Origin of the sequence: Microcoleus sp. M2_D5 (assembly GCF_036701935.1) — a bacterium.
Taxonomy (GTDB): domain Bacteria; phylum Cyanobacteriota; class Cyanobacteriia; order Cyanobacteriales; family Microcoleaceae; genus Microcoleus.
On sequence record NZ_JAUBRP010000050.1, the window covers coordinates 33,622 to 45,963 of the forward strand.

Annotated in this window: 13 protein-coding genes and 1 pseudogene; 4 read left to right on the top strand and 10 right to left on the bottom strand. The window is 46.3% G+C overall.

The window, feature by feature from the left end:
- Window positions 1-66: 66 nt before the first annotated feature.
- The 5 genes from pstB to QUA50_RS19960 all read right to left on the bottom strand — a co-directional run bounded on the left by pstB (window position 67) and on the right by QUA50_RS19960 (window position 6,171).
- On the bottom strand, window positions 67-918 hold the full coding sequence (gene pstB / locus QUA50_RS19940; protein ID WP_333266158.1) for a phosphate ABC transporter ATP-binding protein PstB: 852 nt from the start codon (window positions 916-918) through the stop codon (window positions 67-69).
- Between the two features lie 56 nt (window positions 919-974).
- Window positions 975-1,955 carry a phosphate ABC transporter permease PstA gene (gene pstA / locus QUA50_RS19945; RefSeq protein WP_333266156.1) on the bottom strand — a complete coding sequence of 327 codons (981 nt, stop codon included), beginning with the start codon at window positions 1,953-1,955 and terminating at the stop codon, window positions 975-977.
- Window positions 1,956-2,054: 99 nt separating this feature from the next.
- Window positions 2,055-3,056, bottom strand: a complete 1,002-nt coding sequence (pstC, locus tag QUA50_RS19950; protein WP_333266154.1) for a phosphate ABC transporter permease subunit PstC — start codon at window positions 3,054-3,056, stop codon at window positions 2,055-2,057.
- Between the two features lie 472 nt (window positions 3,057-3,528).
- The gene (pstS, locus tag QUA50_RS19955) at window positions 3,529-4,557 is read right to left on the bottom strand and encodes a phosphate ABC transporter substrate-binding protein PstS (RefSeq protein ID WP_333266152.1); all 1,029 of its coding nucleotides are present in this window, start codon (window positions 4,555-4,557) and stop codon (window positions 3,529-3,531) included.
- A gap of 210 nt (window positions 4,558-4,767) precedes the next feature.
- Window positions 4,768-6,171, bottom strand: coding sequence for an NYN domain-containing protein (locus tag QUA50_RS19960; protein ID WP_333266150.1), 1,404 nt, complete (start codon window positions 6,169-6,171; stop codon window positions 4,768-4,770).
- A 110-nt stretch (window positions 6,172-6,281) separates the two neighbouring features.
- Here QUA50_RS19960 and QUA50_RS19965 point away from each other — a divergent pair, with 110 nt between their 5' ends.
- Complete coding sequence (locus QUA50_RS19965; protein ID WP_333266148.1) at window positions 6,282-7,790, top strand: UbiD family decarboxylase; 1,509 nt, start codon at window positions 6,282-6,284, stop codon at window positions 7,788-7,790.
- A gap of 343 nt (window positions 7,791-8,133) precedes the next feature.
- Here the strand turns inward: QUA50_RS19965 and QUA50_RS19970 are convergent, their stop codons facing one another.
- Entirely contained in the window at window positions 8,134-8,346 is a 213-nt protein-coding gene (locus QUA50_RS19970) for a helix-turn-helix transcriptional regulator (protein ID WP_333266146.1), read from the bottom strand.
- A gap of 20 nt (window positions 8,347-8,366) precedes the next feature.
- A complete protein-coding gene (locus QUA50_RS19975) occupies window positions 8,367-8,579 on the bottom strand; it encodes a helix-turn-helix transcriptional regulator (protein ID WP_333266144.1) in 213 nt (70 codons plus the stop codon).
- Between the two features lie 127 nt (window positions 8,580-8,706).
- Between QUA50_RS19975 and QUA50_RS19980 the strand changes: the two genes are divergently transcribed.
- Window positions 8,707-8,949, top strand: coding sequence for a hypothetical protein (locus QUA50_RS19980; RefSeq protein ID WP_333266142.1), 243 nt, complete (start codon window positions 8,707-8,709; stop codon window positions 8,947-8,949).
- A 156-nt stretch (window positions 8,950-9,105) separates the two neighbouring features.
- Entirely contained in the window at window positions 9,106-9,891 is a 786-nt protein-coding gene (locus QUA50_RS19985) for a DUF4058 family protein (RefSeq protein ID WP_333266141.1), read from the top strand.
- 231 nt (window positions 9,892-10,122) lie between these two features.
- Here QUA50_RS19985 and QUA50_RS19990 read toward each other — a convergent pair whose 3' ends face one another.
- From QUA50_RS19990 to QUA50_RS20000, 3 genes are all read right to left on the bottom strand, one after another.
- Window positions 10,123-10,821 (bottom strand): energy-coupling factor ABC transporter ATP-binding protein, encoded by a 699-nt coding sequence (locus QUA50_RS19990; protein ID WP_445243179.1) that lies wholly within the window; start codon window positions 10,819-10,821, stop codon window positions 10,123-10,125.
- Window positions 10,818-11,087: a hypothetical protein gene (locus tag QUA50_RS19995; RefSeq protein ID WP_333266137.1), complete on the bottom strand. Its 270-nt coding sequence runs from the start codon at window positions 11,085-11,087 to the stop codon at window positions 10,818-10,820. The genes QUA50_RS19990 and QUA50_RS19995 overlap by 4 nt, the downstream gene beginning before the upstream one ends.
- An 83-nt stretch (window positions 11,088-11,170) precedes the next feature.
- Complete coding sequence (locus QUA50_RS20000; protein WP_333266135.1) at window positions 11,171-11,323, bottom strand: hypothetical protein; 153 nt, start codon at window positions 11,321-11,323, stop codon at window positions 11,171-11,173.
- Between the two features lie 651 nt (window positions 11,324-11,974).
- Between QUA50_RS20000 and QUA50_RS20005 the strand changes: the two are divergent.
- A pseudogene (locus tag QUA50_RS20005) lies at window positions 11,975-12,342 on the top strand (photosystem II D2 protein (photosystem q(a) protein)); the annotation flags it as partial.

Genomic DNA, 12,342 nt, shown 5'->3' on the forward strand with positions numbered 1-12,342 from the left:
ACAATAATATTTGTCTGTTGTGGAACAGGCCCGAAAGCCTGTTCTGAAAGAGGTTCAAGATGTAAATTAACCGAAACGGCCTTGAATGTAATCTCTCGTACTCGCATGGCCTGCAGAAGTAAAAATCCGACTTGTCGGCCCAAATTCAACCAGGTGGCCGATGCGGCTTTCATCAGTATTAAAAAATGCCGTGTAATCAGAAACGCGAGCAGCCTGCTGCATATTGTGCGTCACAATCACAACAGTTAACTGCTGCCGCAGAGTCTGAAATAACTCCTCAATCTTCATCGTGGAAATCGGATCTAAAGCAGAACAAGGCTCATCCATCAGCAAAATTTTCGGCTTCACAGCCAAAGCGCGAGCAATACAAAGTCGCTGCTGCTGTCCCCCCGAAATCCCCTGAGCCGATTTCTTCAAATCGTCTTTCACCTCATCCCAAAGCGCCGCACTTTGGAGTGCAGATTCCACAATTTCATCTAATTCTGCTTTGCTTTTGCGACCAAAAATTCTCACCCCATAAGCAATATTATCGTAGATGCTCAGCGGAAAAGGATTGGGTCTTTGAAACACCATCCCAATTTGGCGGCGCAAACTATTAATGTTGACTTTGGGGCTGTAAATATCCTGTCCAAAAAACTCTACTTTTCCTTTAATTTGAACTTTTCCTTCCAATTCACCAATCCGGTTGAGAGCTTTAAGAAAGGTAGATTTGCCGCAACCTGAAGGCCCAATAATCGCCGTAATTTGCGGGTGAGGGATATTCATCGATAAATTTTCTAAGACTTTGTGAGTTCCGTAATAGAAAGTCAAGTCCTGAATCCGCAGTGCTGGCATGGCATTGGGGTCAATTTCCGGGGTGACATCTTCTAGGAATTTATCTGTATGCTTTTCGGATTTCAAGTTAGCTTTAGGTTTCATTGTTTGCCCGGTTATATTGTTAATATTTGACGGATAGATGCACTTGAGTTATTGATTTATCGATTTTGCAAGCGTTTCCGAGTTACTGTACGGGATGCGACGCTAGCAATCAAAACCATGCCCAAAAGCACAGAGGCAGCAGTCCACGCCAATTCGTTCTGCTCTTTGTAAGGAGAGCTGGCGTAGCTATATATTAATACCGACATAGAAGGAGTCGGAGTCAGCAGTGTATCGGGAATTTCTTTGAGTTTTGAGATAGTTTCTGCACCTATAGGAGACTGCATTATCTCGCCCAATTTATCAACTAAAGGAGGCCAAAATTGACTCGACAACGCCGTTACAATCAGCGGTGCGGTTTCGCCGGCAGCCCGGGAAGCAGCGAGTAAAATACCTGTGGTAATAGTTGGAAGTGCTGAGGGTATGATAATGCGAAACATAGTTTGAAAGCGTCCGCCTCCTAAACCGGCAGAAGCGAGGCGGTAAGAAGTAGGCACTAATTTTAATGCTTGTTCTGTTGTCAGAGCAACCACTGGAAGCATGATGATGCCGAGGGCAAAACCGCCTGCTAAGGATGAAAATGCTTTGGTGGTAACGACGATTAGGGCGTAGGAAAAGACGCCAACTACGATCGAGGGAACGCTGCTGAGAATGACGGTGATAAAGCGAATACTATTGGCTACCGCTTTGTTTTCTCTACCAAAATCTGACAAAAATATTCCCGTCATTACGCCTATGGGTACGCTGATTAATGTAGCAATTCCTACCATTAAAGCAGTGCCGAGAATCGCATTTGCGAAGCCGTTTGGCTGGTCTTCTACTCCGACGGGTGCTGGTAGAGACACTAGCACTTCCCAGCTTAAATGTGTGAGTCCTTCCCCCAAGATTTTGTATAAAATAGCAAACAAAGGGAGCAGGGCCAGAGCTGTCAGAGCGAAAGCGATAACTGTCATTCCCCGGCTGAAAAGAGTTCGGCTTAGCGACAGGGGGTTGTTGATTTCTGCATCCAGAATGCTGTTTGAACTTTGTGCTTGAGTCATGCGATTTTAGATGTTAGATTTTAGATTTTAGATTTTGAATTATTGAACTAGCGGATAAATCCGGTGGCGCGGCTTGTGACCAAGTTGCTTTCGATGATGTTAATTTTTAGCTCCTTTGGCGCCAATTAGCTGAACTAACAATACTGCGATCGCATTTACCAACAAAGTGATCACAAATAAAATTAAGGCTAAATACATCAAAGCGCCGGTGTGCAGCGGTTCGACAGCTTCCCGAAATTGACTTGCCAAAACAGCAGGAATTGAGTAGCTGGGAGCGAGCAGGGATGGGTTAATTTGAATCGAGTTGCCAATCACCATTGTGACTGCCATTGTTTCGCCTAATGCGCGTCCCAATGCTAATATGGTGGCCCCGATAATCCCCGAACTAGCTGCTGGTAATAACAGCTTGAATATTGTTTCCCAGCGGGTGGCACCCAGGGACATGGAAGCACTTCGCAAATCTACTGGAACTGACATCAATACATCGCGGCTGATGGCGGCTACTGTGGGCAAAATCATAATCGATAAAAGTATTCCAGCGGGCAGCATTCCGGGGCCTAAAGGTTCGCTGCCCAACAGGGGAAACCAACTGAAATTATCGAACAATGACTGCTGCAATGGCAACAAAAAGGGAATCAAAACAAAAATTCCCCACAGCCCAACTATCACGCTGGGAATGGCCGAGATTAATTCAACCATGAATCCCAAGGGCGATCGCATCCAAACGGGCAAGAAGTTCTCGCTAGTAACTATAGCTACTGACAGCCCTAAAGGAAGTGCGATGATTATGCCGATCGCAGAACTAATTACAGTACCGTAAATAAACGGCAAAGCCCCAAACTGCAACTCGCCGATATCCCACTTGGGATTCCACAAGAAGGAGAGTCCAAATTCGCTAATAGCAGGCCAAGCATCTTTAAAAATTACCGCACTCATCCAAAACAACGTACCCGCTGTCACTAGGGCAAAACCCCATACAAATAGTGTAAATCCTGACTCCATCCATAAACCCTCACCAGCAGTATCTGTCAAATCTACTTCTGTGTTTATTCCGGGCGATTGGCGAGTCAATTTTTTCGATTTTTTTGAAATATTAGTCATACCCGAATTAGTGCGTAAAAAGCGAAATATTCGATCGAAAGACAAGCTTGTAGGGTACGCATTTATCCTGCTAGCCAGCAGCAGGACGCTCTCGTATTCCCATAGTCCGGCGGGGGTTTAAACCCCCGCCTCAAAGCGAAAATCCTCTCAAGAGGACTGTTGGAATTCCCCAAAATAAATCTGGGTAAAAACCAACTTTATGGATAGTCTATTATTACCAGCTCTCCTTCGCGAGGACTTGAGGACTTTCGGTATAAGGTAGAGATTAAATCTCTGCGGAACTTGTTACATCAGTCATTATTCCTAGTCCTCATAGCGAGGAATTTCGCTATGAGGCAGGGATTTAAATCCCTGCCGGACTGCGGGAAAAGCGCAGATTTATTGGCACTCATAGATCGGGAATATTGCTATACAAAATATGAGTGCTGAGCCATACATTTAACTCAAACTTCATTACTCTGAAAAGCCGGAATTAACCTCTGGCAATCACAGTCTGATTAACTGCTTGAACCACCTTTTGAGCTGTAGCTGAAGGAATCCGAGTAAACTCTAGCTGTTTGTTGATACCTTGACCTGTAGTCATCACCCAATTAACCATCTTTTTAATAGCCTCTGCTTTCGCAGCAGGATACTGTTTGTAGATTAACAGCCAAGTCAAACCAACAATCGGATAACCGTCGTTAGGATTGCCTTCTACTAAGCGGAAATCTGCGGGGAATGTTTCCCCTGCTAAAGCTTTCTCTGCTTCAGCCAAGCTAGGCTCTACAAATCGGCCAGCTTTATTTTGAATAAATGCTGTTTGGAGATTATTTTGCCGAGCAAAAGTATCTTGAACGTAGCCGATCGCACCCGCTGTATTCTTCACCAAAGCAGCTACGCCGGGGTTTCCTTGACCGCTGACAGGGCTCCCTGGCCAACTCGGCTGAGCTGCTGCTTTGATGCTGCTACCAGTTGCCTGCAAATGATTAGCAAAAATAAAGCTAGTACCGCTGCTGTCCGCCCGTACAGCTACTCGAATCGGAGTATTTGGCAAGCCTTTAGCTTGTCCAGAAATTCCGGCTATTTTCGCATCATTCCAGCGAGTAATCTTGCCTTCAAAGATGCCGTTCATGGCATCCTTATTTAGCCTCAGATTGGTCACTCCGGGCAAGTTGTAAACAACTGCAACAGCACCGCCAGCAGTCGGAACCGCCATAACGCCGCGCTTTACCTCAGCGATTTGTGCAGCAGTCATCAGCGCGTCGCTGCCTGCGAAATCAACAGTGCCTGTAATTAATGCTTTGATGCCAGCACCGCTGCCAGTTCCTTCGTAGTTTATAGTAATTTGATTTGCACTTCTCATCTGAGAGAAGTAGCGATCGTAAAGCGGTTTGGGAAAAGTTGCTCCCGAACCATTTAGGGTTACAGCAGCTACAGCGGAACTAATCAAAGTCAGCGAAAATGCTGCTGCTGCTAGTGTCACTATAAAACTACGTCGCCAACGTCCTGTGAAAAAATTCATATTCCTCCTCTCCCTTAATAGCCGACTTTGTAAATCTACGACCTAGGATAGACTGAAACCCTCAAAGAAAGGGATCTAAAAGAATAAGCTTGTTTTAAATTTTGGTTAAAAATAGATTAAATAATAAAAGAATAAGCTTGTCTTAAATTTTGGTTAAAAATAGATTAAATTTTCATACCGAAGACTCGTAAACCTAATTTATTAAATACATCAGGGAGCTGAATGTGCGATCGCCACTTGATGCTCCTTACCCTTTTTCTGAACTTTAAATTTTTGGCATGACTGCAAAAAATCGTGAAAATTGCTACCCAAATGCAGCGATTTCAGTTTTTTAGTAATTGGTTGACCGTATTGCTTGTGAAATTCGGTGGCTACCTGGTTAATGCCAATGTAATTGCCTGGAGATTTAGCAGTTAATGCCAGTACAATATTTGCTATAGATGCTTCCAGGGCGACTGAGGACTCTGTTTTTGAAGCTGCTGCTTTGGGAGCGATCGCCACTTGATGTTCGTTACCGAACAATTCCATTTTGAAAACAGACGGACGCGATTTTAAAAAAGTAATTAGACTATAATCAGGCAAAATTTTTTTCACAATTAAATCGGCATGACACTGATATTTAGTATAAAATTGTTTTTTGATTATTGTGACGGGGATAGCATTTTGTTTTAACTCAACTATCGCTTTCGCAATCATTGCTATAAGTATTTTTTCTAAAGCAGCCAGCGAATTAATCCCAATTGAGTTTGCTGACTTGATTTCGGGAACTTTTTTGGATTCAATATCTAGATTCACGACAAGAGGATTTACACGCTCTTTAGTCCCAGAATAAATTTGGTCTTCCGCTGACTCCGACAGTGCAGCAGGAGAATTTCTAGAAGGGAAAACAATAGTGTGACGCTCTTGAAAAAGCTCAGCCACACTATAAAAACGAGCGATTCGCTCCTCAATAGATTTGTGTTCAGCCTTCAACAACTCTGCAACTTGATTAGCCAATTCTTCAAAACTAGGGACTTCCTGTTCCCTTTTGCAAGAATAGTGCTTGCTCTCGCCATTCTGACAGTTTTCTACAGACAAAACCGAATTTTGTCGTCGCACCCGAAATACAGTCAATCCCTGATTTTGCAACTGATTGCAAAGGTGATTTAACAAACCGTCCGAAGAACAGACAAAAACTTGTTTTACATCCCGATAGCGGTATAAAATAGCAGCGCCAAAAGCAATCATTTTACCGTCAGCACTATTAGCACCGCCCGGAACGTGAATTAGTTCGTAACCGCGATCGTAAAGTTCAGCATCCAGCTTACCCGTAGTAGGCTGTTTCCAGTTAGCAAAAGCAATTTTAACTTGTAGGGGATAGCCAGACAAACTGGCTAAAAATTTTTCAGCATTAACGTCAAGTTTCAAGTTTTCTGCGTCTAGGAGCAAAATAGCTAGACCCCGATCGCACTCTGAGCTTTTGTCGGCCATCGCACCTTCCCCGCACCTACTGCTAGACGGCGGTAGCAAAGCCTCAAACAATTGTTGGCGGTTAGGTTGAGACCGATAAAACTGTTGGCTGCGAGAACGACCGTTTTTACGAAATCGCTCAGGCGATCGTCGGGGATTTTTCAATATCTATCGAACGAGTATCGGGGATTTTCGATTAACTTATCATCGCAGTTTAACTTGTGGCAGTCGATCGGCTCATAATAACAAAAGAACGTTAACAATTCTTAAAAAAAATGGCAAGAGACTTGCGGGGATTCCTAAAACTACTCGAAGAACGGGGACAACTGCGCCGGATTAGCGCCTTAGTCGATTCCGACCTCGAAATTGCCGAAATTTCCAACCAAATGCTGCAAAAAGGCGGCCCTGGACTGCTGTTTGAAAACGTCAAAGGGGCAGAATTCCCCGTCGCCATTAACCTGTTGGGTACGGAAGAGCGCGTTTGCTGGGCGATGAACATGGAAAAGCCCGCAGAATTGGAGGAATTGGGCAAGAAACTGGGAATGCTGCAACAGCCGAAACCGCCGAAAAAGATTTCCCAAGCGATAGAATTCGGCAAAGTGCTGTTCGACGTAGTGAAAGCCAAACCCGGCCGCGACTTTTTCCCAGCTTGCCAGCAAGTGGTAATTGAAGGAGAAGGGCTGGATTTGAACAAAATCCCGATGATTCGCCCTTATCCGGGAGATGCGGGCAAAATTATCACGTTGGGTTTGGTAATTACCAAAGATTGCGAAACGGGCACGCCGAATGTGGGGGTTTATCGGTTGCAGCAGCAGTCAAAAAACACGATGACTGTACACTGGTTATCGGTGCGGGGCGGGGCGCGGCACTTGCGGAAAGCGGCGCAGGCTGGTAAAAAGTTGGAAGTTGCGATCGCCCTTGGAGTTGACCCGCTGATTATTCTCGCCGCAGCAACCCCAATTCCTGTAGATTTATCGGAATGGTTATTTGCCGGACTTTACGGCGGTTCCGGCGTGCAGTTGGCGAAGTGCAAAACCGTAGATTTGGAAGTACCGGCGGACTCGGAAATTGTGTTAGAAGGAACGATTACCCCCGGTGAAGTTCTGCCCGACGGGCCCTTCGGCGATCACATGGGTTATTACGGCGGCGTGGAAGATTCGCCGTTGGTGCGGTTCCACTGCATGACGCACCGGAAAGACCCGATTTATCTGACCACATTTAGCGGGCGGCCGCCGAAAGAAGAAGCAATGATGGCGATCGCCCTTAACCGCATTTATACCCCTATTTTGCGGCAGCAAGTATCGGAAATTGTCGATTTCTTCTTACCAATGGAAGCGCTGAGTTATAAAGCGGCAATTATCTCGATCGATAAAGCATATCCCGGTCAAGCGCGCAGGGCTGCTTTAGCATTTTGGAGTGCATTACCGCAGTTTACTTACACTAAGTTTGTGATTGTTGTCGATAAAAGTATCAACATTCGCGACCCGCGTCAAGTAGTTTGGGCAATTAGTTCTAAAGTCGATCCAGTTCGCGATGTATTTATTCTGCCGAATACGCCCTTTGACACGTTAGATTTTGCCAGTGAAAAACTCGGTTTGGGAGGCAGAATGGGGATTGATGCTACTACGAAGATGCCGCCGGAAACCGAGCACGAATGGGGGGAAGTTTTGGAGTCCGATCCTGATGTGGCGGCGATGGTAGAAAGGCGTTGGGCAGAGTACGGTTTGGCCGATTTGAATTTGGGAGAAGTCGATCCGAATTTGTTTGGATATGAGATGAAGTAGGGGAATCAACCGTAAAATCTGAGATATCGCACATCCTCGATCGACCTGTAGGGGCGGGTTCACCAACCATTTACGACACAGACAGACAATCTCAAAAACCCGCCCCCACCCAACGACAAATAGCAACTTACCTCTTTTTAATGCGATCGGGACTTATGCACTCCGACAAAGAAACCGGGTTTTTATCGAGTCTTTGCGCTGTAACGAAGTATTCTGGAAAAAACCCGGTTTCTGGGCCCCATGCGTAAGTCCTGATATTATTTAACGAACCGCGAAGACGCGTTAGGCGAAGCCGCGCGTAAGCGCTAGGGCGCGAAATAAGAGCAAGAAAACCCGAGCGCACTTAATATTCCAAAATCTCAACTAAATCTTCGATCGCAATATCAAACGCACGAGCCAATTTGTTTAAAGCTGTATAATCTACAGTTGCCAACTTGGGAGAATGGGCATAACTTCTAACGGTACTGTAAGGAATGCCCGATCGCTCAGAAACTTCTTTCAACGTCCAACCCTTCTCTTCCGCTAGTTCTCGAACCCGCAACCGAATTAACCCCATCTTCCCGCTGACAAATCAGTTCAATGTTCCAAAACCTCCACTAAATCTTCGATCATCAAATCGAAGACAGCAGCAAGTTTCTGCAAAGCCGTATAGTCCACCGTTGCCATTTTGGGAGCTTGGGCGTATTTTTTAACCGTGCTGTAGGGAATTCCCGTTCTGTCAGAGACTTCTTTGAGCGTCCAACCCTTTTCCTCAGCGAGTTCTCGAACCCGCAACCGAATTAATCCCATTTATGCTTGACAGCAGCTATGCTCATATCTTTTAATAAAGATAGTTAACAGCGATCGCCCTCGGACCTGAGAAATCTAGAGCGATCGCCTTTCATTCACCACCCACAAAAGTGGGAAGGATTTTCTTATGATACCAAAACAATCGACATATCGCGATCGACTTCAACCTTGGCATCTAATTCGCCACCTCCCCAACTGTCAGCAGTTAACAGTCGCCCGTTTCGCCCGCCGCCCCGATGCCGAATCTTACCTCAAAGCGCTGCGCCGTTTAATGCCCGCAGTCCCGCATACAATTGTGTTCGTAAATGCGGTGTCCGTGTTAGATGAAAACAGCGTTCCAATTGCAACAGAATTGCCGATCGAAGTTTAAGCCAAAAATAGGCAAGATGCCTGTTCCACAAACATTAAAATATGTTGTGGAACAGGCATCTTGCCCGCCCAAAAAACAGGCAAGATGCCTGTTCCACAAATATTGAATTGAAATGTTGCTAAACTATAAATAGACTTGAGTCAAGGAGTCACATCAATGCCATCTCCCTTTCCCGGTATGGACCCGTATTTAGAGCATCCCGAACTCTGGCCTGCCCTACACCACTGGCTAATTATTGAAATTGCCAGATTATTATCTCCCCAACTGCGTCCTAAGTATTTAGTGTCTGTAGAAGTGAGAATGTATGAAACCGCTGACGACAATTTATCAATTGGCATTCCTGATGTAAACGTAATTCAGCCAAGAACCACAACCGAATTAATAACATCAAACGTAGCCGTTGCAGCGCCACCAACACAACCCTTGACAGTAAATATTCCCATGCCTTACCAGGTTCGGGAAGGATATTTAGAAATTAGAGAAAGAGGAAACCAAGAATTAATCACCCTGATTGAAATCCTCTCGCCTAGCAATAAGCGCACAGGCAAAGGACGGCAAATGTACGAGGAAAAGCGAGAAGAGATTTTAGGTAGCCGCACTCATTTAATTGAAATAGATTTATTGCGGCGCGGTCAAAAAATGCCAGTTATTGGCAATGACATTGAAAGCCACTATAGCGTTTTGGTGTGTCGGGGAAATCGCCGTCCCAGAGCAGATTTGTACGCTTTTAACGTGCAGAACCCGCTGCCTGCCTTTCCTTTACCACTGCGATCGGGCGATACCGAACCTATAATCAATTTGCAGGAATTATTCACTCAAATTTACGACATAGCAAGTTACGACCTCAAGATAGATTATCGAAACTGGGAAGTCATACCACCACTGTCAGAAGCCGATACAATTTGGGCAGATGCTTGGTTGCGCGATCGAGGATTGCGGTGAATTTAGTTAGATTATAAGCTGTCCTGCATTTAAACTGCACAGTCAAAACTTGATAAAGTTGTTGTGGGGTGGGCGTCTCGCCCGCACAAAAAATGCAATTTAGATGTCGAACAGCTTATCGGGTTAATTATCACAAATACCGTAGGGGCGGGTTCACCCTAATCTACAACACAAGTGAGAAATTCAGATAAACCCGCCCCGGCCGCGACTATGACTCAAATTGCTTAACAGCTAAACATCTTGACTTTGCATCAACCGCTGCTTCAAACGCCCCGGATCTCCCCGATCGACCACTTGACCCTTTTCCAACAAAAAAGCCCCATCACAATAATTCAACTCATCCAAACGGTGAGTCACCCACAAAGCCGTAATCCCGCGATTTTTCACCAATCGCTGCACCGCCGCCACCAAATCCAACTGAGAATCAGGATCTAACAAAGCCGTCGGTTCGTCCAACAGCAGAATTTCGCAGTGACGGGCGATCGCCCCAGCCAGGGCAATTCGCTGCTTCTGTCCCCCACTCAAAGCATAAATCGGCCGTCGCTGCAAATCCAGCAAATTCACAGCCTCCAAAGCCTCCGCCACCCTCTCCCGCACCTGAACGTTAGAAAGCTTTTCCTCCACCAAACCAAAAGCCACATCCGCACCCACTGTCGGCATCACCAATTGGTGATCGGGGTTTTGAAACACAAAACCCACCCGCCCACTCAGATCAATTTCCCCCGACTGGGGGTGCAGCAGCCCAGCCATCAGCCTCAACAGCGTAGACTTGCCGCTGCCGTTAGTGCCCAAAAGCATCCAAAACTCGCCCTTGGGTACATCCAGAGAGCAACCTTGCAACACTCGATCGCCCGACGGCCAGCAAAAACCCAAATCCCGCACAGCAACGGCTGACGGGCTCATATCGGCACCAACACCCCCAGCCCTCATTCTGCTGTCATCGAGACAAAACCAGGGGATCTGCCTGTAGATGACGCCCCCGATTTCTGAGAAACCACCACCCCAGAAATCTCGCTGCTGACGACAGCCACCTTTTTCTCAGGATTTTTCTCGCAGGTGAGTTCCAAAATTTGCGGTTGGGAGTTGCGAATCGCCTCCAGAACCTGCTGGTAAACAGTCTCAGCGTCCGCCTCCAACTTCCGCTGCACCGACAGCGAGACGGGCGTATTTTTCACAATGATGTCAATGCTGAACATATAGTCTTAAAAACCTAAGTTTGGAGCTCTATCCTCAGTATATATATAGGACTTACCCACGGACACCCAGTTTCTTAGAAAAATCAGAGGTTGAGGGCGATATATCTACCAAGCCACCGGGCTTCTGACGCCAAGTGCAGAGACTCCTCTACAGTAGAAGTTCCCAAATGCAGGGCAAAGATTTCGGGGACTTCGAGGGCTTCAGGGGCTTCTGGGACTTCCGCGACTTCGGACAAATCAAGATCCGGAAGTTTTTTCAGAAATAGTTGCAATTGTAAAGAATTACCTCTATAATCTTGATTACGGTAAAGAAAAGTAAAGTCTGTTCATAATCCAACTCGTTTTCTGCTAAGCAGAGGCAACGGTTAGAGACTACAGACTAGAAAAATATCCGTTGTAATTATATCCCTTTGGAGATTTGCGTAAGTCAGTAACCCAGCCCTAAACGGACTGAGCTTGTAAGAGCGATTAAGCAAGCTGTGCTGAGCAGCCTAAGCCTTAACTGGCTACGTTATTTGAGTCACGACACCGGAGAATGCGACGCTAGTTTTCCGCTCTGTCATTTGCAATTAAACAGTCTTAAGGTCACTGGGACAGTGTTGCAAGTCTAACAAGCTCTTATAACATTGGCGAAGCGAACATTACCCCGAAAGGGAGGCTCCACAAGAGCAAACATTATGCGTACAGGGTTGCAAGGTTTGAGGTGGTAACTGTCCCACTCAAAGTACATTACAAAAGTACACCAAATCAAGCAACTCTAAGGCGGTAATGGTAAAGAAAGATTCAAGGCGGTTAAAACCGCTCGTGCGATGCCCTGAGCGTAGTCGAAGGGTCGTTTTCCTCTGTAGGGTCAACCCACTTAGTTTCCCACTTACCGAGTATTTTTTATGACAATCGCAGTCGGACGCGCCCAGACCGAAAGAGGCATCTTTGATGTACTCGACGACTGGCTCAAACGCGATCGCTTCGTCTTCGTAGGCTGGTCTGGCATCCTGCTATTCCCCTGCGCCTACCTAGCCATCGGTGGCTGGTTAACAGGCACCACCTTCGTCACATCCTGGTACACCCACGGTTTGGCAAGCTCCTACCTCGAAGGAGCCAACTTCCTCACCGTAGCAGTCTCCACCCCAGCCAACAGCCTCGGACACTCCCTGCTGTTCCTGTGGGGCCCGGAAGCACAGTGGGACTTCACCCGCTGGTTCCAACTCGGCGGGCTGTGGACATTTGTCGCCCTCCACGGCGCCTTCGCACTGAT

What these genes read in the sequence shown, in the direction of transcription:
- QUA50_RS19975 (WP_333266144.1), bottom strand. Translation starts at nt 8,579, where the DNA reads ATGGGATTAATTCGGTTGCGGGTTCGAGAACTCGCTGAGGAAAAGGGT.
- QUA50_RS19970 (WP_333266146.1), bottom strand. Translation starts at nt 8,346, where the DNA reads ATGGGGTTAATTCGGTTGCGGGTTCGAGAACTAGCGGAAGAGAAGGGT.
- QUA50_RS19995 (WP_333266137.1), bottom strand. Translation starts at nt 11,087, where the DNA reads ATGTTCAGCATTGACATCATTGTGAAAAATACGCCCGTCTCGCTGTCG.
- QUA50_RS19965 (WP_333266148.1), top strand. Translation starts at nt 6,282, where the DNA reads ATGGCAAGAGACTTGCGGGGATTCCTAAAACTACTCGAAGAACGGGGA.
- pstS (WP_333266152.1), bottom strand. Translation starts at nt 4,557, where the DNA reads ATGAATTTTTTCACAGGACGTTGGCGACGTAGTTTTATAGTGACACTA.
- pstC (WP_333266154.1), bottom strand. Translation starts at nt 3,056, where the DNA reads ATGACTAATATTTCAAAAAAATCGAAAAAATTGACTCGCCAATCGCCC.
- QUA50_RS19980 (WP_333266142.1), top strand. Translation starts at nt 8,707, where the DNA reads ATGATACCAAAACAATCGACATATCGCGATCGACTTCAACCTTGGCAT.
- pstA (WP_333266156.1), bottom strand. Translation starts at nt 1,955, where the DNA reads ATGACTCAAGCACAAAGTTCAAACAGCATTCTGGATGCAGAAATCAAC.
- pstB (WP_333266158.1), bottom strand. Translation starts at nt 918, where the DNA reads ATGAAACCTAAAGCTAACTTGAAATCCGAAAAGCATACAGATAAATTC.
- QUA50_RS19985 (WP_333266141.1), top strand. Translation starts at nt 9,106, where the DNA reads ATGCCATCTCCCTTTCCCGGTATGGACCCGTATTTAGAGCATCCCGAA.
- QUA50_RS19990 (WP_445243179.1), bottom strand. Translation starts at nt 10,821, where the DNA reads ATGAGGGCTGGGGGTGTTGGTGCCGATATGAGCCCGTCAGCCGTTGCT.